Origin of the sequence: Bacillus sp. AL-1R (genome assembly GCF_052180195.1) — a bacterium.
In the GTDB taxonomy this organism is placed as follows: domain Bacteria; phylum Bacillota; class Bacilli; order Bacillales; family Bacillaceae_G; genus Gottfriedia.
Map to the genome: position 1 here is coordinate 2,950,364 of NZ_CP197469.1, position 20,065 is coordinate 2,970,428.

Annotated in this window: 22 protein-coding genes and 3 tRNA genes; 8 read left to right on the forward strand and 17 right to left on the reverse strand. The window is 31.8% G+C overall.

Annotated elements, in window-relative coordinates; genetic code table 11:
• Positions 1-174: 174 nt before the first annotated feature.
• The 6 genes from ACSBO6_RS14150 to ACSBO6_RS14175 form a co-directional block, all read right to left on the reverse strand.
• On the reverse strand, positions 175-2,334 hold the full coding sequence (locus tag ACSBO6_RS14150) for a peptidoglycan D,D-transpeptidase FtsI family protein (protein ID WP_498843533.1): 2,160 nt from the start codon (positions 2,332-2,334) through the stop codon (positions 175-177).
• Between the two features lie 99 nt (positions 2,335-2,433).
• The gene (locus ACSBO6_RS14155) at positions 2,434-3,651 is read right to left on the reverse strand and encodes an MFS transporter (RefSeq protein ID WP_098844919.1); all 1,218 of its coding nucleotides are present in this window, start codon (positions 3,649-3,651) and stop codon (positions 2,434-2,436) included.
• A gap of 115 nt (positions 3,652-3,766) precedes the next feature.
• Positions 3,767-4,375 (reverse strand): superoxide dismutase, encoded by a 609-nt coding sequence (locus ACSBO6_RS14160; RefSeq protein WP_098844920.1) that lies wholly within the window; start codon positions 4,373-4,375, stop codon positions 3,767-3,769.
• A gap of 200 nt (positions 4,376-4,575) precedes the next feature.
• Positions 4,576-4,665 (reverse strand) — tRNA-Ser (locus ACSBO6_RS14165).
• A 12-nt stretch (positions 4,666-4,677) separates the two neighbouring features.
• Positions 4,678-4,754: transfer RNA gene (locus ACSBO6_RS14170), tRNA-Met, on the reverse strand.
• 12 nt (positions 4,755-4,766) lie between these two features.
• Positions 4,767-4,841, reverse strand: a tRNA-Asn gene (locus tag ACSBO6_RS14175).
• Between the two features lie 300 nt (positions 4,842-5,141).
• Here ACSBO6_RS14175 and ACSBO6_RS14180 point away from each other — a divergent pair.
• The 3 genes from ACSBO6_RS14180 (at position 5,142) to ispG (ending at position 7,571) form a co-directional block, all read left to right on the forward strand.
• Positions 5,142-5,900: a DUF1189 domain-containing protein gene (locus ACSBO6_RS14180; protein WP_098844921.1), complete on the forward strand. Its 759-nt coding sequence runs from the start codon at positions 5,142-5,144 to the stop codon at positions 5,898-5,900.
• Between the two features lie 120 nt (positions 5,901-6,020).
• On the forward strand, positions 6,021-6,353 hold the full coding sequence (yqfZ, locus tag ACSBO6_RS14185; protein ID WP_098844922.1) for a protein YqfZ: 333 nt from the start codon (positions 6,021-6,023) through the stop codon (positions 6,351-6,353).
• A gap of 117 nt (positions 6,354-6,470) precedes the next feature.
• Positions 6,471-7,571: a flavodoxin-dependent (E)-4-hydroxy-3-methylbut-2-enyl-diphosphate synthase gene (gene ispG, locus ACSBO6_RS14190; protein ID WP_098233313.1), complete on the forward strand. Its 1,101-nt coding sequence runs from the start codon at positions 6,471-6,473 to the stop codon at positions 7,569-7,571.
• A 64-nt stretch (positions 7,572-7,635) separates the two neighbouring features.
• Here ispG and ACSBO6_RS14195 read toward each other — a convergent pair whose 3' ends face one another.
• The 4 genes from ACSBO6_RS14195 to ACSBO6_RS14210 form a co-directional block, all read right to left on the reverse strand.
• Positions 7,636-8,718 carry a sulfate/molybdate ABC transporter ATP-binding protein gene (locus ACSBO6_RS14195; RefSeq protein ID WP_098844923.1) on the reverse strand — a complete coding sequence of 361 codons (1,083 nt, stop codon included), beginning with the start codon at positions 8,716-8,718 and terminating at the stop codon, positions 7,636-7,638.
• A gap of 11 nt (positions 8,719-8,729) precedes the next feature.
• Positions 8,730-9,611: a sulfate ABC transporter permease subunit CysW gene (cysW, locus tag ACSBO6_RS14200; RefSeq protein WP_098844924.1), complete on the reverse strand. Its 882-nt coding sequence runs from the start codon at positions 9,609-9,611 to the stop codon at positions 8,730-8,732.
• A 9-nt stretch (positions 9,612-9,620) separates the two neighbouring features.
• Positions 9,621-10,445 (reverse strand): sulfate ABC transporter permease subunit CysT, encoded by an 825-nt coding sequence (gene cysT, locus ACSBO6_RS14205; RefSeq protein ID WP_098844925.1) that lies wholly within the window; start codon positions 10,443-10,445, stop codon positions 9,621-9,623.
• Between the two features lie 93 nt (positions 10,446-10,538).
• Positions 10,539-11,591, reverse strand: a complete 1,053-nt coding sequence (locus tag ACSBO6_RS14210; protein WP_098844926.1) for a sulfate ABC transporter substrate-binding protein — start codon at positions 11,589-11,591, stop codon at positions 10,539-10,541.
• 322 nt (positions 11,592-11,913) lie between these two features.
• Here ACSBO6_RS14210 and ACSBO6_RS14215 point away from each other — a divergent pair, with 322 nt between their 5' ends.
• Positions 11,914-12,678 (forward strand): arylamine N-acetyltransferase family protein, encoded by a 765-nt coding sequence (locus ACSBO6_RS14215; RefSeq protein ID WP_098844927.1) that lies wholly within the window; start codon positions 11,914-11,916, stop codon positions 12,676-12,678.
• 94 nt (positions 12,679-12,772) lie between these two features.
• Positions 12,773-12,904, forward strand: a complete 132-nt coding sequence (locus ACSBO6_RS14220) for a hypothetical protein (protein ID WP_286138258.1) — start codon at positions 12,773-12,775, stop codon at positions 12,902-12,904.
• Positions 12,905-13,076: 172 nt separating this feature from the next.
• Here ACSBO6_RS14220 and ACSBO6_RS14225 read toward each other — a convergent pair whose 3' ends face one another.
• The 6 genes from ACSBO6_RS14225 to ACSBO6_RS14250 form a co-directional block, all read right to left on the reverse strand.
• On the reverse strand, positions 13,077-13,532 hold the full coding sequence (locus tag ACSBO6_RS14225; protein ID WP_098844928.1) for a hypothetical protein: 456 nt from the start codon (positions 13,530-13,532) through the stop codon (positions 13,077-13,079).
• 151 nt (positions 13,533-13,683) lie between these two features.
• A complete protein-coding gene (locus ACSBO6_RS14230) occupies positions 13,684-14,466 on the reverse strand; it encodes an SDR family NAD(P)-dependent oxidoreductase (RefSeq protein ID WP_098844929.1) in 783 nt (260 codons plus the stop codon).
• Positions 14,467-14,628: 162 nt separating this feature from the next.
• Complete coding sequence (locus ACSBO6_RS14235) at positions 14,629-14,793, reverse strand: DUF4083 family protein (protein ID WP_498843534.1); 165 nt, start codon at positions 14,791-14,793, stop codon at positions 14,629-14,631.
• Between the two features lie 154 nt (positions 14,794-14,947).
• Complete coding sequence (locus tag ACSBO6_RS14240) at positions 14,948-15,358, reverse strand: Fur family transcriptional regulator (protein WP_098844931.1); 411 nt, start codon at positions 15,356-15,358, stop codon at positions 14,948-14,950.
• Between the two features lie 7 nt (positions 15,359-15,365).
• The gene (locus tag ACSBO6_RS14245; protein ID WP_098844932.1) at positions 15,366-16,202 is read right to left on the reverse strand and encodes a metal ABC transporter permease; all 837 of its coding nucleotides are present in this window, start codon (positions 16,200-16,202) and stop codon (positions 15,366-15,368) included.
• Positions 16,199-16,975 carry a metal ABC transporter ATP-binding protein gene (locus ACSBO6_RS14250; RefSeq protein ID WP_098844933.1) on the reverse strand — a complete coding sequence of 259 codons (777 nt, stop codon included), beginning with the start codon at positions 16,973-16,975 and terminating at the stop codon, positions 16,199-16,201. Before ACSBO6_RS14250 ends, ACSBO6_RS14245 begins: the two co-directional genes overlap by 4 nt.
• A gap of 267 nt (positions 16,976-17,242) precedes the next feature.
• Here ACSBO6_RS14250 and ACSBO6_RS14255 point away from each other — a divergent pair, with 267 nt between their 5' ends.
• From ACSBO6_RS14255 to ACSBO6_RS14265, 3 genes are all read left to right on the forward strand, one after another.
• Complete coding sequence (locus ACSBO6_RS14255; protein ID WP_286138259.1) at positions 17,243-18,112, forward strand: YitT family protein; 870 nt, start codon at positions 17,243-17,245, stop codon at positions 18,110-18,112.
• A gap of 297 nt (positions 18,113-18,409) precedes the next feature.
• Complete coding sequence (locus tag ACSBO6_RS14260; protein WP_498843535.1) at positions 18,410-18,661, forward strand: DUF2624 family protein; 252 nt, start codon at positions 18,410-18,412, stop codon at positions 18,659-18,661.
• A gap of 119 nt (positions 18,662-18,780) precedes the next feature.
• On the forward strand, positions 18,781-19,080 hold the full coding sequence (locus ACSBO6_RS14265) for a hypothetical protein (RefSeq protein ID WP_498843536.1): 300 nt from the start codon (positions 18,781-18,783) through the stop codon (positions 19,078-19,080).
• A gap of 84 nt (positions 19,081-19,164) precedes the next feature.
• Here ACSBO6_RS14265 and ACSBO6_RS14270 read toward each other — a convergent pair whose 3' ends face one another.
• Entirely contained in the window at positions 19,165-20,058 is an 894-nt protein-coding gene (locus ACSBO6_RS14270) for a deoxyribonuclease IV (protein WP_098844936.1), read from the reverse strand.
• Positions 20,059-20,065 lie beyond the last annotated feature (7 nt).

The following is a 20,065-nucleotide window of genomic DNA, read 5'->3' on the forward strand; positions in this document are numbered from 1 at the left end:
TTTAAAATCGTTTAATTCAGTAATACATTACACGAATAATCATATTCTCAAACTATTAAACCTGTTTTAACCGAATGTAAAGATTATGTAAATAAGTTCAGATGGTGAAGGAAGGGTGTTGAATAGAAGTTGTTTTCCAAATAAAAAAGAGAAGGGTCTGCCCCCTTCTCTTCCCTATTGATTTTTATTTTGAGTGTTTTGTTTATCTTGATTGTCTTGTTTATCTAGAATGTCTTTTGGTTCATCGTTATAAATTGATTGTCTTTCTTTTTTCAATTTAAAGTATTCATCCATAATATCTCGGCCAATGTATTTATTAACAGGCGCTTGGTCAGTTTGTAACCAAGGAACTACTACTACAAAGGCAATTTCAGGATTGTCATATGGAGCATATCCCATCAATGTTTCATTATAAGTTTTTTGTGGCCCGTTGTATTTTTTACGATCTGGACCGTCGTATACAGATTGGGCTGTACCTGTTTTACCAGCTACTTTATAGTCTACACCCGTGAAGTATTTTCGAGCTGTACCACCAGTCTCATTATATACTTTGATAAAACCTTGTTTAACATGATCGATGTATGATTGTTTCATATCGATTCGATTTAATATTTTAGGCTTAATTTCTTGTCTAATGACACCATTATCTTCACCAATTGAAGGTTGTCTCAATTCTTTTGCAACATGTGGTTGAATTCTGTAACCGCCATTTGCGATTGTAGATACATATTGTGCTAATTGAAGTGGTGTATACGTATCATACTGCCCAATCGCCATATCTAGTAGGAAACCTGGGCTTTTGTCTACACCTTTAAATCCAATTGCTTCATTTGGTAAATCAATTCCAGTTTTAACGCCAAGTCCGAATTGACTAAAACTTTTTCGGAATGTATCAAACGCTTTTACATCGATATCTAATGGCCTATTTTCTACGTAATGTGCTTTTCCAATAGCCATAGCTGTTCGGAACATATAAACGTTTGATGAATACTTAAGCGCATCTAAATCATTAATCCAACCGAAGTTTTTATATGAAGCTTTCACTGGTGTACCAGCAATTCTAATTGGTGTATCGTATAGCCTTTGCCCTGGAGTAATTGCCCCTGTTTGATAACCAGTTAAAAGAGTTGCACCTTTTACAGTTGAACCCATCTCATAAGATGAAGTAAGATTTCCTGTTGCGTAATCTACTATTTTATTTTTTCCTGTCTTTTTGTCTTTAACAATCTGCTTACCAGACATCGCTAAAATTTCACCTGTATTTGGATTAATCATTGTAACAAATGCACGGTCCAAATAACGACCATTTGACGTTGCTTTAGCTTTTATAAGCTCTCTTTTAACGATTTCATCAACTTTACCTTGAAGTTCAATATCAATTGATAGTACTAAATCACTTCCGGGTTCCCCTTCTGTAATCACTTTCGTATCAACAACATTTCCGTTTGAATCAATAACATTTTGTGCTTTACCTTTTGTACCACGTAAAACATCCTCATACTGCTTTTCAATATAACTTTTCCCTACACGATCATTACGGTCATAACCACGCGCTAAATAATAATCAACATTTTGAGCAGGTAATCCTTCTTTTTCAGAAGTAATATTACCTAAAATAGTTCGGAATGTATCTTCATAAACGTATTTTCTTTCCCAATTTGTCGTTACATCTACACCTGGAAGCTCGTCCAAATGTTCGCTAACTGTAGCATATTCTTTTTCAGTAACTCCTTCACTTTTAATTGTTTGTGGAGTTAGTGCATAACCAGCACTCATCTGCTTGTAAATTGCAAGTATTTGTAAGTCATTTGCACTAAGTGAATTGATATCATCCTCTGTAATTTTATCAATTTGCAAATTATAGTAAGCTTTATTATATGCAGCGTCATCATCTTTATTTTGAGCTTTTAATGTTTTATTCTCTTTTTTGGATACTAGTTTTTTTGCAGCTTTAGGATTTGTTAATAACCAATAATCTTTTTTATCTCGTTCTGTAATTTTATTAGTTGGCATATTAAGATAAGTTTTTAACTTTTTAGCCATTGTTAATAGCTCACCTGAAGAAGTACCTTTTTTTCTTGTATACGTAATTGTACGCAAAGGCGTATTATCTACGACAACATTTCCGTTTCGATCTAAAATTTTCCCCCTTGGTACAGCTTGATCGACGGTCATATTTTCTGTACGTTCTAACTCTAATTTATAGTCTTCACCTTTAACAATTTGTACGACTCCTAATCTTAGAATTAAAACAGAAAATAAGACAAACACAAGAAAAAATAATGTATTCAGTCGTGTTGGTAATGTAATTTTATATTTCTTAGGCTTATTCATTTTTTCTCCTCTTTTTTCTACAAATACTAATTCTACATATAATTTTATTGTCTTGAAAATAGAATAACTGCTTAGTTTTTGACAATTTAGTGACAATATTTAAGCATGCTTATATTCTAAATTCCTCATTACGAAATAGACCAAAAAGTGTCCAGCACCAAATAAACACATTAATAGTGGAATTACTTTTTCTGGTGGAAATATCGATGTACATACAATGAAAACTGCAATAGAAAACATTCTACCGCTATTTAAATACACTTCACGTATTACGATATATTCCACTCTATATTCCCTGGCCTTATACGATTTTCCTATTATATCATATGTTAAAGATAAGTAAGGTACTAAAATGATTGGATACGCCAAAGAAATTATTGCACCGTAGATCATTAATAAAGGAAAAGAAACTTTAAAAGCGATTACAAAAACAGCGCAGAATAATAGTAAACCGCCAATAAAGATCGCTTTCATTCTATAATTTTCTTTTATAATCCTTGTAACGATATAATAGGTAATAAAGCTAATTAATGATGTAAGTAGCCCGTATTTCCCTAATGCAAATTCACTTCCTGTTGATATAAAAATATAAATTGAAATAACAAACAGAAAAATTCCTTCCCGAGTCCCTTGAAAGAAATTAGCATAAGTTACTTTTCGCCAATTTTCATTTAATTTTCTTTCTTGTATAACTCGCTTAATATTGAACTCACTATCAAGTTCCCGTCTAATTAAGAAACAACTTAAAACTACTGCACATATAAATAAGATAACTGCAGCAAGAAACACAAAATGATATCCTTTATTTCCGATCATTGAGGAAATAATTACTCCTGCAATAAACGGGCCAATCATACCTGTGAACGAATTAATAATCCCTAAAAAACCATTAAAAAATTGTCTAGTTTCAGGTTCAGTAACTTCAAACGTTAATAAATTAAAAGCTAAATAGTAACATCCATTCCCAATTCCTAAGATTGCCCCAATCAAAATTGTTGCTAATAATGTCTTCGTTTCAAAAAGTAAAACAACTATGTAGAATATTGCTAAAAAAGAAATACCAGCCCTTAAAATGAAAACTCGATCAATTGTTTTAGCTAATCTTCCTGCAATTACGAATGTAATAGCTTGGAAAAAAGCAATCGAAAATTGGTATGAAGCAATTGGTAAATAATTATTTGATTGCTTCCACAAATAAACATTTACAAATGTGCTAGATAAAGCTGTCGCTAAAGTAAACAATCCACTAACACTCAGTAAAAGAATTAAGTCTTTATTTAAATCTACATCACCTAATAAAAATTTCCACTTACTCATAATAAACTCTCCTTTGTCTCATGAACTAGTTTTCCGAGTAAATGAAAATTTATCCTTTTTTTAGCCATAAAAAAACACTACTTAAATAAATTAAGTAGTGTTCATTTTTTATAAATTATTTAGCAGCTTGGTATAATTCTTCTACTTTTTCCCAGTTAACTACATTCCAGAATGCACCAACGTAGTCAGGACGTTTGTTTTGGTAGTTTAAGTAGTAAGCATGCTCCCATACATCTAAACCTAAGATAGGAGTTTTACCTTCCATTAATGGTGAATCTTGGTTAGCAGTGCTAGTCACTTCTAACTCACCATTGTTTACTACTAACCAAGCCCAACCAGAACCAAAACGAGTTAATGCAGCTTGAGTGAAAGCAGCTTTAAACTCATCTAGGCTACCGAATTTAGCGTTAATTGCTTCAGCAACTTCACCAACTGGAGTACCTGTACCTTCTGGAGTTAATAATGTCCAGAATAAGCTATGGTTAGCATGTCCACCACCATTGTTACGTACTGCTGTACGGATTCCTTCTGGAAGTGCATCTAAGTTTGAAATTAATTCTTCAATTGAAGAAGCAGCTACTTCTTTCCCTTCTAAAGCAGCGTTTAAGTTTGTTACATATGTATTGTGGTGACGAGTGTGATGAATATTCATTGTTTCTTTATCAAAGTGTGGCTCTAATGCATCATAAGCATAAGGTAATTGTGGTAATTCAAATTTTGACATTTTTAATTTCCTCCCAAAGATAATAGTGAATTTCAATTTAAACTTATCAAATATACAGAAAGATTTCAACAGTAATGCTCGAGAAAAGGAAAAGAAAGTAAAAAACATTAATTCCTGGAAGAAAAATTTCATCTTTATTATTTAACAATCAAACGAAAAAAGTCTTCAACAAAAATGTTGAAGACTTTTTTCACTAAATAAGGAGTAAGAGGGATTCGAACCCCCGCGGGCTGTTACACCCCTGTCGGTTTTCAAGACCGATCCCTTCAGCCGGACTTGGGTATTACTCCATAATAAATTATTGGTAGCGGCGGAGGGAGTCGAACCCACGACCTCACGGGTATGAACCGTACGCTCTAGCCAGCTGAGCTACACCGCCAAACTATATAAATGGCTCCGCAGGTAGGGTTCGAACCTACGACCACTCGGTTAACAGCCGAGTGCTCTACCACTGAGCTACTGCGGAATAATTAATGTTGTCCTTAAGACAATATTTAATTTATCATGTTTCAAACTAAACGTCAATACTTTTAATTATTTTTTTCATTATTAATTTATATTAACGATTTATTAGTTTTTGATCCAACATTTAGACCAAACTTAAATTTGATTAATAAACCTTTTCATTCTCTTTTACTCATATCTTTTTTAATGAAAAAGTTTTCTATTCAATTACAAAAAAAAGATTATAATATACAAAATAGCCCGAAAGTTACATAATAAATTTCGGGAAGTGAAATAACATTAAATAAGAAAGGATGAGTTTATGAATCTATTTAAACAATTTTGGTTTAGTTTATTCTCTCCAAAAACAATATCAAGATATAGACTCCAAAAAATCGGTAAAACAATCTTTTTTCTATTCCTACTAGCAATTTTATATACTCTTCCGGGTTTCTTTTCATTTGAAAAAAATGTGAAGCTTCAAGTGAACAATGTTTCTGATTTGCTAAAGGATAATATTCAATCAATTTCTTTAAACAAAGGAGCTTTAACAATTAACGATAATACGCCGTTTGAACGAAACATCGGTGAATATAAATATGCTATCTATCCAAATGAAACAGTCATACCTTCAAAATTAAAAAATGAACAGTTTGCTGTTGTTGTGTTAAAAAATAGAGTCGTTATTAAAAATGATAAAGGTGAGCAAGATTATCCCTACCCTTCATTAAACTCTACTGAAATACACAAAGCAGACGTTTCAAAATTTATTAAAAATATAAATGAAGCTCTTCCGGTATTTTTAATCGCATTATTTTTCCTATTTTATTTAGGATCTTGTATCTTCATATTTATAGTTGCTATATTGTTAGCGTTTTTAACAGGTTTATTTAAATCGACTAAGCACTTGCCTTTTAGACAACGCTTTGCAATGGTTTCGTATAGCTTAACACTTCCTACCGTTATCTATTTATTGCTAGGATTACTGAATATAACGATTCCATTCCAAACATTAATTTTTATTTTAATAACGGTTGGTATGTACACATTAACAATTAAAAATTTACCTTCTAAAAAATAATGTTTACAGAGGTGTGTTTCACACTTCTTTTTTTTTGCTAAAAAATATATGAATCCAAGCTCCTAGTAGGAATATTGGTTGTGTGGACAAGCATATATTCTACAAAAGGAGTGATGATTAATGAAAAAAATAGCTTTTTTACTAGGTTCTTTATTGCTTGCATATATAATATTCTTTGACCTTCAAGTTGGGACAATTCCAAATAAAGATATTCCTACAGTGGCAAAAGCAACGAAATCTGAAACAAAATCAAGCTCACTTCCAAAATTTGAAAAGATTCAAGTTAAAAACGGTGACACTGTTTTAGGAATTATCGAAGACCTTAATCCAAACTTTAACCAGCCAATTAGCCAAATTACAAAAGATTTTAGTGCATTAAACGATGGCCTTTCTCCTACTAAAATCCAAAGTGGAAAATCATATAAATTCCCAATTTACTCTTCACAAAAATAAAATTTATGATATATTTCTTTAGAACCAGTTGATAAAATGAGTAATCATGAAGAAAATATGATAATGTAGATTTATACAAAATAGAAATAAAGTTATTTTTGAAGGAGCGAGTTACTCGTGAACGAAATTACACATAGAAGTAAAACACGTGCAGTTAAAGTAGGAAATGTAGTTGTTGGTGGAGCAAATGAAATTTCAATCCAAAGTATGACAACAACAAAAACACACGATGTTGAAGCAACAGTTGCAGAAATTAAACGACTTGAAGAAGCTGGATGTCAGATTGTTCGAGTAGCAGTACCAGACGAAAGAGCTGCAAATGCAATTGCTGATATTAAAAAACAAATTAATATACCACTTGTTGCAGATATACACTTTGATTATAAATTAGCCTTAAAAGCAATTGAAGGCGGAGTAGATAAAATAAGAATTAATCCAGGTAATATCGGTCGTAAGGAAAAAGTTGAAGCAGTTGTAAATGCTGCTAAAGCAAAAGGAATTCCGATTCGTATCGGTGTTAATGCTGGTTCATTAGAAAAAAGAATCTTAGAGAAATATGGTTACCCAACTGCTGATGGAATGGTTGAAAGTGCATTACATCATATTAAAATTCTTGAAGATTTAGATTTCCACGACATCATTGTTTCGATGAAAGCATCAGATGTAAACCTAGCAATCGAAGCTTATGAAAAAGCTTCAAAAGCATTCAATTATCCATTACATTTAGGTATTACTGAATCTGGTACTTTGTTTGCAGGTACAGTTAAAAGTGCCGCTGGTTTAGGTGCAATCATTAGTAAAGGGATCGGAAATACAATGCGTATCTCATTAAGCGCAGATCCAGTTGAAGAAGTAAAAGTCGCAAGAGAACTACTTAAATCTTTCGGTTTATCTTCAAATGCTGCGACATTAATTTCATGTCCAACATGTGGCCGTATCGAAATTGACTTAATTAGTATCGCAAATGATGTTGAAGAATACATTTCGACACTAAAAGTACCAATTAAAGTAGCCGTACTTGGATGCGCAGTAAACGGTCCTGGTGAAGCCCGTGAAGCAGACATCGGTATTGCTGGAGCTCGTGGTGAAGGATTACTATTCCGTCACGGGGAAATCGTACGTAAAGTACCAGAAGCAACAATGGTTGAAGAACTAAAACGCGAAATCGATATCATTGCCAAAGAAAAACTAGCTGAACTGGAAGCAGCAAAAGGTTAATAATAAAAAAAGGTTAAGGACAATTTAATTGCTCCTTAACCTTTTTTATTCTTTTCCTATTATGTTAAATCGAATAATCTTGAGGAATAAATACTTTCAATTCATTAGGACGAACAAATACCCTTTCCCCAAGTTGAATATTAAGTTCGTAGAAAAAATCGTTCATGATTTCAATTTCAACATAATCATTTGTATCTTCCCGTAGGACTTCCACATAAACGATCGGACCTACAGCATGAATATGGGTTACGATTGCACTGATTGAAGTTTGATTTGTTTCAAATTTTTCGATTGTAATTTGATGAGGACGAACATACCCCGTAACCTCTTTATGTTCTTTATGATCTTGTTCAACTAATTCTGGTAATGGGATTTCTAATCCTCCACTAATTAGGCTGCCCTTATTTATCCTTCCATGAAATAAATTTACTTTACCAAGAAAATCATAAACAAACGGACTTGCTGGTGTATGGTAAACTTCTTCAGGTGTTCCAATTTGTTCGATCGTCCCGCCATTCATAATAACAACTCGATCTGCAACTTCAAGCGCTTCCTCTTGATCATGCGTTACAAATATACTCGTAATATGGATTTCATCATGGAGTTTTCGTAACCATCTTCTTAAATCTTTACGAACTTTTGCATCCAATGCCCCAAATGGTTCATCTAATAATAATACACTTGGTTCAACAGCTAATGCCCTAGCTAATGCAACACGTTGTCTTTGTCCACCAGATAATTGAGAAGGAAAACGATTAGCAAAACTTTCTAATTTGACTAATGATAATAATTCCATCACTTTCTCATTAATTTTTCTTTTTATAGGACGTGTAGCTCTTGGCCTAACTTTTAAACCAAATGCAATATTTTCAAAAACAGTCATGTGCTGAAATAAAGCATAATGCTGGAATACAAATCCTACATTTCTTTCTTTTACTTGCACATTTGCTACATCCTGATCTTCAAAAAATATTTCACCTAAATCTGGATTTTCTAATCCGGCAATAATTCGTAACAAAGTTGTTTTACCTGATCCAGATGGACCTAATAAAGCAACCAATTCCCCTTTTTTTATATTTAAATTAATTCCTTTTAAGGCAGCTTCATTTTCATAACTTTTTATGACATTTGAAACTTTAATTGACATACAATCCACTCCTAATGTTTCTCTTCCTTTAGAACTTTCCATTCAATAATATTCTTTATAATTAATGTCAGAATCGCGAAAATGGACATAAGTGACGCAACTGTATATGCTTGTGGAAATTGGTACTCATTATATAGATTTTCAATATGAAGTGGCATTGTAATTGTTTCCCCACGAATATGTCCAGATACAACTGATACAGCACCAAATTCTCCAACCGCTCTTGCATTGCATAAAATAATGCCATACAAAAGTCCCCATTTAATTTTCGGAAGTGTCACCTTCCAAAAAATATGCCATCCGTTCGCACCTAAAGTAAGTGCAGCTTCTTCTTCAGCACTCCCTGTCGCCTGCATAACTGCAATTAATTCTTTCGCTACAAAAGGCAATGTGACAAAAATTGTTGCTAAAACAATTCCCGGAGTGGAAAAAATGATTTTCAAATTATGTTCCTTTAACCAACCACCAAAAATCCCATTATTCGGACTAAACAATAAAACAAATAAAAATCCTGCTACAACAGGCGATACTGCAAAAGGTAGTTCAATTAAAGTTACTAATATATTTTTTCCTTTAAAATTAAATTTCGTTGTAGCCCATGCGATTGAAACGCCAAAAATCGCATTTAGCGGTAAAGTAATAATCGTTACCAAAAACGTCAATTTAATTGCTGCTAATGTCTCATCATTTACAATCGCTTCTTTATAAACACCAAAACCATCTTGTAAAGCCTTTATAAAAATCGAAACTAATGGTAGAAATAAAAATAGCGCTAAAAAAAGTATGACAATACCAATTAATATGATCTGAATCGTATTGGTGTTTAATGCTACTCTTTTTTCTGTACTAGCATTCACTTCTATTTTTCTCTCAATCTTAAACTCTCGTTCCATTCTTAACCCTTACCCCCTTTTAACAAATGCACGATTTGCATATCTTTGAAAAATACTAATGATCAATAAGAGTAAGAAAGAAATTACTAATAAAACAACTGCAAGTGCGGTTGCACCCGAGTAATCATATTGCTCCAATTTTGTCATAATTAACAACGGTGTAATTTCAGTTTTCATTGGCATATTTCCAGAAATAAACACGACAGACCCATACTCACCTAATGATCTTGCAAATGCTAAAGAAAATCCAGTCAATAACGCTGGTAAAATCCCTGGGAAAATTACCTTCCAAAAAATTTGAAAACGGTTTGCACCTAAACTTGCCGCTGCTTCCTCGACATCTTTTTGAAAATTTTCAAGAACCGGTTGAACCATTCTAACGACAAATGGTAACCCAATAAATGTAAGAGCTATAATAATCCCAAGTGGTGTATAAGCAATTTTAAAAGAAAAAAATTTTCCTATCCAACCATCTGGAGAATACAATGTTGTTAAAGTAATACCAGCAACTGCAGTCGGTAATGCAAAAGGTAAATCAATGAAAGCATCGACAATCCGTTTTCCAGGAAAACGATAACGTACAAGCACCCAAGCTACTAATAAACCAAAAACAGCGTTAATAATCGCAGCAATAAAGGCAGTTCCAAAACTGACTTTATAAGACATTAGTACTCTATCTTCACTAATAATCTTTAAAAATTTAGACCAACCTATATCAAAAGAATGTAAGAACAGCATCGATACCGGAAGAAAAATAAAAAAACTTATATATAATATTGAAAATCCAAATGTTAATCCAAATCCAGGTAGGATTCTATTTCGCTTCTTAAACAAATATTGTCAATCCTCCTTAAAATAAAGAAGACTTGGCTTAAGTTTTAGTGAAAAGCCTAAAAGTCCAAGTCCTTCTTATTTTCCAATTACGTATTATTGATAAATTTGATCAAATACTCCACCATCATTAAAATGTTTTGATTGCGCTTTACCCCATCCTCCGAAATCTTTATCAATTGTTAACAATGGCAGGCTAGGATATTGTTTACTATATTTTTCGAGAATCTCTTTATCTCTCGGACGATAATAATTTTCTGCAATAATCTTTTGACCTTCTTTACTATAAAGATAAGATATGTAGGCTTTTGCCACTTCTTCAGTTTTCTTTTCCTTTACATTTTTATCAACAAGTGCAACAGGTGGCTCAGCTAGAATACTAATCGAAGGATAAACAATTTTATATTCCCCTTCACCTAATTCTTTCACTGAAAGTAAGGCTTCATTTTCCCATGCTATTAATACATCTCCAATTCCTTTTTCAACAAATGTAGTTGTTGAACCACGTGCGCCAGTATCTAATACTGGAACGTTTTTATATAATTTCTTCATAAACGCTTTTACTTTTTTTTCATCACCATTATATTTTTTGTCTGCATAACCCCAAGCAGCCAAATAATTCCACCTTGCACCACCTGAAGTTTTTGGATTTGGTGTAATTACTTGAACTCCTTTTTTCGTTAAATCATCCCAATCCTTAATATTTTTTGGATTTCCTTTCCTTACTAAAAAGACAATTGTTGATGTATAAGGAGTTGAATTGTATTCAAATTCTTTTTGCCAATTAGGGGATATTAGTTGTGCCTTTTCATTAATTGAGTCAATATCATATCCTAAAGCTAGTGTAACTACATCAGCATCTAAACCGTCGATTACTGCTCTAGCTTGTTTACCAGAACCTCCATGAGACTGTTTAATTGTTACAGTTTGGTCATGTTCTTTTTCCCAATAATGACTAAAAGCTCTATTATAATTTTCATATAATTCGCGTGTTGGATCATAAGAAACATTCAACAATTCCACTTTTTTACTTGCTGCTTTAGTATTGGTTACCTCTGATTGATCGTCTTTTAAGGTTGCATATAACACTCCCGAAACTGCTAATACAACAACTACCGAGCTAATAATCCATTTCTTTGCCCCCACAATGATCTTCCCCTTTCATTTGCAATATTGCGATTTTTATTTATACCCATCTCTATACTTCAACACATTAAAATCTCCCCTTTAAGGATTTAGCCTTTTAAAATGCAAAAAGACCCTTAACTAAAGAATATAGTTAAGGGCCTTTGGTCTTCCAATCAGCCATATTGATTTTTTATATAAGCTTAATAATAAACACACTATTCCTATGTGTCAACTATGATTTTAGAAAAATTAAAATTATTTCTCTTATTATATACTTCTTAACCAATCCTCATTGTATACTCATTATATTTACGACTTACAATTAAATTTTTTGGAGGATTGCATGCTAATCGAATCATATTTTAAACACATCCGTTTGAAACAAACCGAAACAATTTCATATTCCTCATTAAAGCAAATTCATAAGTATCATTTACTTTCAATACCATTCGAAAATATCGATATTATTTCTAAAATACCACTCTCAATGACCCCTTCTAAAGTTATGAAAAAAATTGCTTCAGGTAAACGAGGTGGAATTTGTTTTGAAACGAATTCATTACTTTTTTCAGTCTTACAGGAAATTGGTTTTAATGTATCATATATTTCAACTAAATTTTGGAATGAAGAAAAACAGTGTTGGAATCCCGAATTCTCACATTTATCTATTTTAGTAAAAATTGACGAACAAAACTATCTCGCTGACGTAGGAATTGGTGGGGGGTTTTTAGAACCACTCTTGCTTCGTGATCATTATGAGTACTCCGATTCAAATGGATCCTATCGAATGATCGAACAAGACAATTCGAATTTCATCCTTCAAAAATTCAATGGTTCTTGGAAAGATTTACTGTTCATTTCAACTATTCCAAAGCAACTTCAACAATTTGAAAAACAATTTCGTTACTGCCAAACTAGTAATGAAACAATTTTCACCCAATATAAAATCGTCAACTTATTAACGAAAGAAGGAAGAATTTCACTATCAGATCACCAATTAAAAGTAACTAAAAATCATAGAATCTGTATAACTGAAATAAAAAGCCAAGAAGAGTGGCAATCTATTTTTAATAATCTATTTAATCAAAAAGTAGAAATTAATGGTTAACCGATTTGCTCATGCCTTAAAGTCCCCTCCCTGACTTATAAAATAATTAATTTTGCACAAATTAACTGTAACCGAATCGAAGGGAGCAATTAACTTGAAAAATCGCGAAAAGCAAAACAATCTAATCAGAGATAGAAGAGAAGATGAAATAAATAATCTAAATCAAAGCAAACAAAATAACCAACCACTTCCGCAGCCAAAGGATATTGAAGAAATAGAATACTAAAAAAGAAAGAGGATGACCTAAAAGTATAAACTTTTGGAACATCCTCTTATTTTTCTCATTTCATTTTAATTTTTTATGGGAATTTCATAACACCTTATTTTCGCAGATCATCATTCTGTAGTTAAAGTTTTTAGTATCTCTAATTGGAAAGGACTTATCAAACAGTCTCACGCTAATACCTCGCACCGTTTATATTCCACACAATAAAAGTACATACAAAGATTAATCCAAATAAAAACATCAGTATAAATCCAGATAATTTTGCTAACCCTTTTTCTTCTTTAATAATTGCTATTACACCAGTAATTAGACTTGCAAAAAGACAGATATAATAAATATAAAATGAAATAACCTTAATTGTTTTTAAAGTTTCGATTGTAAATGCAAAAATTGCACTAATTAAACTACCTAAAACAAAAAAGTACGCTAGCTTACCTATTTTTTGACTAAACTTAATTACTCCATTTGTAATTATTCCAAAACAACTAATTAAAGAAAGCCAAAAAATCCCTTCTAAGATTCTTCTGCTAATAATTGGCAATGAGTTCGCAAAATGTCCTATAAATGAAATAAAGATAATAAACAATAATATGAAGACATTTCTTCTATATTTTTTGAGCTCCTGCAAACCACTCAGCCTCCTAGGCTATAAGTTTATTAAACATCTTGCCCTTATGCATATTATTCAACAATAGAGCGAATTCCCCTCTATTTAGCGGAAAAAAACAAATAAAAAAGAACAAAACGACTCAGGAAACTACCTGAGTCGTTTTGATCAATTATATTCTTCGTTGGATATACCTTACAACGTTCGTAACTACTTTTCTTGGCATGAATCGAACAGAATTTGCTAGTATTTTATTCTTTATTCCAGGAATCACAATTGTTTTTCCATCTCTAAATCCCCTATATGCTACTTTAGCAACATCTTTTGCATTCCCTACTCCACTTTGGAATAAATTTGATTCATGCATATTTGCACGTTGTCCAAAATTTGTTTCTGTTGCACCTGGACAAACAGCTGTTACTTTAACGTTTGTCCCTTTCATTTCGTTCGAAAGTGCTTCAGTAAAAGAAAGAACATAAGTCTTTGTAGCAAAATAAACAGCCATTAATGGCCCAGGTTGAAATGCTGCTGTAGAAGCAATATTCATCACTCCACCTTTATTTCGTTCAATCATCCCTTTTAAAAACAGTTTTGTAAGATGTGTAACTGTACGTATATTTAAATCAATCATGTTTAACTCTTCGTCTAAATTTGTAGTTGCAAACTCCCCAAATAATCCAAACCCAGCATTATTCACTAAATAGTCAACTTGAATTTTTTGGGTATTTAATTCCTCTTGTAAAGAAACGATTTCCTTTTCCTTAGACAAATCCATTGGAAATAGATGTACATTTACTTTCGACATTGATTCAATTTCACTTTTTACTACCTTTAAATTCTCAATCGATCTTGCTACTAAAACTAAATCAAATCCATCCTTTGCAAATAAAATAGCTAATTCTTTTCCAATTCCTCCAGATGCACCTGTAATTAATACGGTCTCATTTGACTTCATCGCTTTTACTCCCTACTTTTCACACTTATATTATTTAATATTTAATTTTCAATAATGATTATAAGTTTAAACATTTAAACGTATTTGATGAAACTTACTATACCTTATAATTTAAAAAAAGACAATACTCTATTGTCTTTTCAAACTTGAAATATTAGTCTACTAATCTTTTTTTATGTTTTCATTAATTTGATCAAGCTTTGCCTCAAGCCTCTGCATTTGAAGCCTATTTTTTCTATTTGATCGAAAAATTAATACAACAAAAATAATAATTGCAACTGGTATCAAAAATACAATTAATTGAAAGATTAAATCTCCTAAGACCATACCAAATACCCCTTTCTTATTTTAGTAATTAAAACAATTTCTAATTAAAGTATAAACAAAATTGGAATATTATGTAATAAATTCAAAAAATTTAATTACTCTCCCGAAAATAAAATAGAGAGTACCATTTGCACTCTCTAAAAGTAGAACGAATTCAACTACATTCTGGACAAAGACCGTAAATTTCAAATTTATGACTTTGTACAGTATAACCAGGTAAATCAACAGATAAATTGTCCATAGGGCATCTATAAATACTTTTTGTATTACCACAATCCAAACAAATAAAATGATGATGATGTTCAGCAGAAGAACATTTGGATCGGAAACGTTTTTCACCATCTAGTTCTGTAACTTCCACTACATCAACTTCAATAAAAGTAGATAAATTACGATAGATCGTATCAAAGCTTAGTCCTTTGTATTTATCTTTCAATGCTTGTTGAATGTCTCTTGCAGTTACATATTTATTTTGCCTAAAAATATATTCAAGCATATCATATCGTTTAGGCGTATTTTTGAAGCCTTTATCTTTTAATAGTTTTGATGCATCTGCTAATTTCATCTAATCACTACCTTTGACTTGTTCTTAATTTCTTCAAACTTAAAGTAAAAATAAGAATAAGGATTTGCAGGATCACAATCGTACCACCAGGCGCGAGATTTAAATTATATGAAAGCAAAATACCTGCAACAACTGAAAACTCTCCGAAAATGATTGAAAAGAAAATTGTTTGCTTAAAGCCCTTCGAAATACGTATGCTCGCAGCTACTGGTAAAGTCATTAAAGAAGATACTAATAAAACACCTACAACTCTCATCGAAATGGATACGACTAATGCCACTAATAATATAAACAAATAATGAATCCATTTCGCATTAATACCTGAAGCAACAGCATATTCTTCATCAAATGATAAGAGGAACAATTCTTTGTAAAGGACTATGATAGATATTACTACAAATACAGCTATAATTATGACAGTAATTAAATCTTCTTGTGAAACGGCACTAACACTACCGAATAAATAACTAAATAGATCCGTATTAAATCCATTAGCTAATGAAATTAAAATGACGCCTAACCCCATTCCCCCTGAAAGAATGATTGGAATGGCTAACTCTTGATAATGTTTATAAACACTTCTTAATTTTTCAATTAAAAATGCTCCAGCAACTGAAAATGTCATCCCCATAAATAAAGGGCTAATAAAGCCAGAAGTAAAGAAATACTTTTCAAGTAAAAGACTTGCTGCAACCCCTGATAATGTCACGTGACTCAAGGCATCAGAAATTAGTGATAATCTCCTAAATACAACAAATACACCTAATAATGGAGCCATAACGCCAATAATCATTCCGGTGATTAACGTATTTCTCAGAAAATCATAATGAAAAAAATCCATCATACTCTATCACCTCCATTCTCGTGATTATGAGATAGTACATGCACAGAATGGCCATATAGAAGAGACAAATCCTTCTCAGTAGCATCTTTAAAGTGATCTCGGCTTCCATGGAAGTGTAATCTTTTATTTAAACATGCAACATGTGATACTTTATCAGTAATAATGCCTATGTCATGAGATACTAATAATAAAGTAATACCAAGCTTCGTATTTAAATCGCTAAGTAATTGATAAAAGCTTTCGACATTTTCAGCATCTACCCCAACGGTCGGTTCATCGAGTATTAATAGTTCGGGATTACTTACAAGTGCTCGTGCAATAAAGACACGTTGTTGTTGTCCACCTGAAAGTTCTCCGATGTTACGATTTGCAAATTCATACATTCCAACTGATTTTAAAGCTTCGACAACTTTTTGTTTATCCGAATTTTTAAAACCGTTAAACAATCCAATTTTAGAAACAAGACCTAAAGATACTACCTCAAAAACCGATGCTGGAAATCCAGAGTTAAAACTATTTGCTTTTTGAGATACATAACCAATCTTATCCCAACTTTTCATTTTTTTTATATCTGTACCAAATAACTCTATTTTTCCTTCATCTGGTTGTTGGATCCCTAATATACATTTTAGTAAAGTTGATTTCCCACTACCGTTCGGGCCAACTAGACCTAAAAAGTCTCCTTTTTTTACTAGAAGATTAATGTCAGTTAATACCTTTTGACGTTCATAACTATAAGACAAATCCTCTATTTTTATGATATTTTGACTCATTTATTAAAACACCTTCATCTATTTAGGAATAATTACGTTTTATTTCAAGTTCTTAGTATAAGAGAATACCTCATATTTGTAAACAAAGAAAACTCGGCAAAATATTATTCGTTTTTTAATTAAATTCATCTAGGGTAAAATCTCTAAATAACTTAATTATCTAAAAAAATATTTAATGTATTTTTAATAAAATAAGCACTTTCACTTTGTGACAAAAAATACAATATGTTACAATTAATATATAAATATAGATAAAGAGGTGGTTTTTTGAACGCAATTACACATCGTAAGCTTTCAAACTTTAAGATTATTAGACGGGGGTTTTTTATTACATTTGGTGCTGCTTTAATGGCACTTTGCTTAAAAGCATTCTTTATTCCAACTGAAATCATTGATGGTGGAATCGTAGGTATCTCTTTGATCCTCTCCCATATTACTTCGATTAATCTCGGTATTTTTCTATTCTTGTTAAACTTACCTTTTGTAATAGTAGGTTATAAACAAATCGGTAAAACATTCGCTATTTCAACTTTATACGGTATCACTGTACTTTCAGTATTTACCTCCCTATTTAAGGATCTTCCTCATTTAACTAATGATCCTTTACTTGCTGCATTATTTGGTGGATTAGGTTTAGGTATTGGTGTAGGATTAGTAATTCGTAATGGTGGCTCACTTGATGGGACTGAAATTATAGGAATACTTTTAACAAAATCATCACCTTTTTCAATAGGTGAGGTTGTTATGGCATTTAATGTATTTATTCTTGGAAGTGCAGGTTTTGTATTTGGATGGGATAATGCTATGTACTCATTAATTGCCTATTATGTAGCATTTAAAACAATTGATTTAACAATTGAAGGGTTCCAGGATACTAAATCTGTTTGGATCATTAGTGATCAAGATAAAGAAATCGGTGATGCATTAAACGCCAGATTAGGTCGTGGTGTTACTTATTTTCATGGCGAAGGTGGCTATATGGGTGAAGATAAAAAAATCATCTTTACAGTCATTTCAAGACTTGAAGAAGCAAAATTAAAATCGATTGTTGAAGACTATGATGAAAATGCCTTTATAGCAATCGGTAATATTGCTGATGTTAAAGGTGGAAAGTTTAAGAAAAAAGCAATACATTAATAGTAAACAATTAAGCTTGAATTCTATCATGAATTCAAGCTTTTCTATTTTAATAGCTTAATTGAGTTTATAAATTTAATCTGTCCTCATTCAAATTCTCGTTATTTCAGTATCAGGATTTACTGGAAATGTGAGTGTCTTTTAGCTGCTTCTAAAATTTCCATATGAAATCCTCACTTACTTTTTGACATATTATATTTGAAAAATCAACTTAAGATTAATATCCTGTGCTCATTATTTATCATAACCTTTCATAAAATTTATTGATGTAATACTTCATCTAAGAGGAGGTTCACAATGAATATTATCCAAACTCTCATAAATAAAAAGGTTAATAGTATAACACCAAAGGATTTATTAAAATTAAGTCAACAATATCAAGTGTATATTACACCAGATCAAGCCAATAAAGTGGCAGTAATATTAAATGGTAAAAATTATAATATTTATGACGCAGAACATAAAAAACAAATTCTTACCCAAATTGCAAATGTTACCTCTAAAGCCACTGCACAACAAATTGATACTATTTTTCAAAAGCTAACTTAAGCTTGGTTTAAATGTTCGTTAAAAAGCTTTAATATATAACTCTGCTCATTTCACAAGTCATATAATGCTCATACAAAGAATCAACTAACTATTCTAAAATGAAATGAGAGGGGAATAATATGGATTTGCATGAGCTACATTATGAAATCATTTATTTAGACAAAGAAACAGATACTGAAGTGAAATTCAAACACATGTTTCATATGGATGATTTAAGCCATAGCTTAGCCCTTAATATCGCAAGTAGTTTTATTGAACGTGACAAGGCACATGTGGTCTATATTAAATTAATGCATTTAGACGAACATGATCACGAAATAGTTAGTAATGTAGTCACTGTAAAAAGAATTAAAGAAGGAAAAATAATTGCTTCATATTTAGATAGTAAGTTAAAGAAGGTTGTAGAAATAGAATTATAAAATAGTTCGAAAGTGGCTATCTTATGAGTGTCCTTCGAAAAAAGGAAAACCAGCCCATTTATAAATTGAGCTGGTTTCTTTGTATTAAGCTTTCAATAATTCTTGAATTAAGTTTTCATTGAATTCTTGATTACGGAACATTTCTATTTCTAATTTATACGGTGGGACTTTGTTGTTTTTATCTTCACCAACATATGGCGTTTCTAATATTTTAGGGATGTCCATAAGTTGTGGATGGTGAACAATATAGTTTAGTGCTTTAAATCCAATCGACCCAAAGCCAATGTTCTCATGTCGGTCTTTGCGACTTCCCATTGGATTCTTACTATCGTTAATATGTAAAACTTTTATTTTTTCGATCCCAATTAATTGATCGAATTGCTGTAATACACCATCAAAATCATTCACGATATCATATCCAGCGTCATTTATATGACATGTATCAAAACAAACTGATAATTTATCGTTGTAGTGTACACCATCTATAATTCTTGCTATTTCTTCAAATGATTTACCACATTCTGATCCTTTTCCCGCCATTGTTTCAAGCGCAATTTGTACTGGTGTTTCAGCTGTCAATACTTCATTTAAACCTTGAATAATTCTATCAATACCAGCATCTTCACCAGCCCCTACATGAGCACCTGGATGTAATACAATTTGTTTTGCTCCTAATGCTGCTGTACGGTCTATTTCTTTTTGCAAAAATTCAACACCTAATTCATAGGTAGCTGGATTTGTAGTATTTCCGATATTGATAATATATGGTGCATGAACTACTATATCAGCAATTCCATTTTCAGCCATATGTTTCAAACCCGCTGCAATATTTAAATCTTCAATTGCTTTACGACGAGTATTTTGAGGTGCTCCTGTATATACCATAAATGTATTAGCACCATAGCTTGCAGCTTCTTCACTAGCGGCTAAAAACATCTTCTTACCGCTCATTGAAACATGAGATCCTATTCGTAACATTCTTTCA

Excerpts from the sequence above, each read along its gene's own strand:
- ACSBO6_RS14250 (WP_098844933.1), bottom strand. The coding sequence starts at position 16,975 with ATGAGTCAAAATATCATAAAAATAGAGGATTTGTCTTATAGTTATGAA.
- ACSBO6_RS14270 (WP_098844936.1), bottom strand. The coding sequence starts at position 20,058 with ATGTTACGAATAGGATCTCATGTTTCAATGAGCGGTAAGAAGATGTTT.
- ACSBO6_RS14245 (WP_098844932.1), bottom strand. The coding sequence starts at position 16,202 with ATGATGGATTTTTTTCATTATGATTTTCTGAGAAATACGTTAATCACC.
- ACSBO6_RS14240 (WP_098844931.1), bottom strand. The coding sequence starts at position 15,358 with ATGAAATTAGCAGATGCATCAAAACTATTAAAAGATAAAGGCTTCAAA.
- ACSBO6_RS14230 (WP_098844929.1), bottom strand. The coding sequence starts at position 14,466 with ATGAAGTCAAATGAGACCGTATTAATTACAGGTGCATCTGGAGGAATT.
- ACSBO6_RS14155 (WP_098844919.1), bottom strand. The coding sequence starts at position 3,651 with ATGAGTAAGTGGAAATTTTTATTAGGTGATGTAGATTTAAATAAAGAC.
- ACSBO6_RS14180 (WP_098844921.1), top strand. The coding sequence starts at position 5,142 with ATGAATCTATTTAAACAATTTTGGTTTAGTTTATTCTCTCCAAAAACA.
- ACSBO6_RS14160 (WP_098844920.1), bottom strand. The coding sequence starts at position 4,375 with ATGTCAAAATTTGAATTACCACAATTACCTTATGCTTATGATGCATTA.
- ACSBO6_RS14265 (WP_498843536.1), top strand. The coding sequence starts at position 18,781 with ATGGATTTGCATGAGCTACATTATGAAATCATTTATTTAGACAAAGAA.
- ACSBO6_RS14215 (WP_098844927.1), top strand. The coding sequence starts at position 11,914 with ATGCTAATCGAATCATATTTTAAACACATCCGTTTGAAACAAACCGAA.
- ACSBO6_RS14195 (WP_098844923.1), bottom strand. The coding sequence starts at position 8,718 with ATGTCAATTAAAGTTTCAAATGTCATAAAAAGTTATGAAAATGAAGCT.
- ACSBO6_RS14260 (WP_498843535.1), top strand. The coding sequence starts at position 18,410 with ATGAATATTATCCAAACTCTCATAAATAAAAAGGTTAATAGTATAACA.
- cysW (WP_098844924.1), bottom strand. The coding sequence starts at position 9,611 with ATGGAACGAGAGTTTAAGATTGAGAGAAAAATAGAAGTGAATGCTAGT.
- ACSBO6_RS14235 (WP_498843534.1), bottom strand. The coding sequence starts at position 14,793 with ATGGTCTTAGGAGATTTAATCTTTCAATTAATTGTATTTTTGATACCA.
- yqfZ (WP_098844922.1), top strand. The coding sequence starts at position 6,021 with ATGAAAAAAATAGCTTTTTTACTAGGTTCTTTATTGCTTGCATATATA.
- ACSBO6_RS14150 (WP_498843533.1), bottom strand. The coding sequence starts at position 2,334 with ATGAATAAGCCTAAGAAATATAAAATTACATTACCAACACGACTGAAT.